The following is a 596-nucleotide window of genomic DNA, read 5'->3' on the forward strand; positions in this document are numbered from 1 at the left end:
GACAGATGTCGGGGGCTTTTACTTTGTATTGTTTCGGTTTGGCGAATATCATTACCCTGTATGGCGGCGGTGGAGTGGGGTAATATTCCGGATGATCCGGTTGCAGAAGGATGGGCTTTATTGATGTGGGAGGAGGCCGCTCCGGAATTGAAGTAAGTTGGAGAATGTTGCAGAATAAATACATTTGGGGATAGTGAAGTTGGAAATATTTAAAATTGTTTGAATTAAAATGATGAAAAGCATATGATAATAAAATATTTAGTGGTAACGCCTCCACGGCGGTGCCGTCCATATTAACGAAATGATAGGAAAACGCCCTTATGAAAAAATTCCTCTTTGCCGCACTCTCCGTTCTGACCGCCTCGCTGTCGCTGGCCGCCGTCAACATCAATACCGCTTCCCCGTCCGAATTGGAAGCCCTGCCCGGCATCGGTCCGGCCAAAGCGAAAGCCATTGCGGACTACCGCCAGCAGCACGGTGCCTTCAAATCGGTCGAAGAGCTCAAAAACGTTAAAGGCATCGGCGAGGGTATCTTCTCCAAACTGAAGGCCGAAGCAACCGTCGCGCCCGCACCTGCAAACACAAAAGCTAAAAAC

At 48.7% G+C, this 596-nt stretch carries 1 protein-coding gene; it reads left to right on the top strand.

The genetic code is table 11. The annotated features are described in order from the left end of the window. Window positions 1-320: 320 nt before the first annotated feature. A partial coding sequence (locus tag HMPREF3066_RS07960) for a ComEA family DNA-binding protein (protein ID WP_070441895.1) occupies window positions 321-596 on the top strand: 276 nt, incomplete at its 3' end.

The sequence above is a fragment of the Neisseria sp. HMSC03D10 genome, from assembly GCF_001807625.1.
GTDB classification, from domain to species: Bacteria; Pseudomonadota; Gammaproteobacteria; order Burkholderiales; family Neisseriaceae; genus Neisseria; species Neisseria mucosa.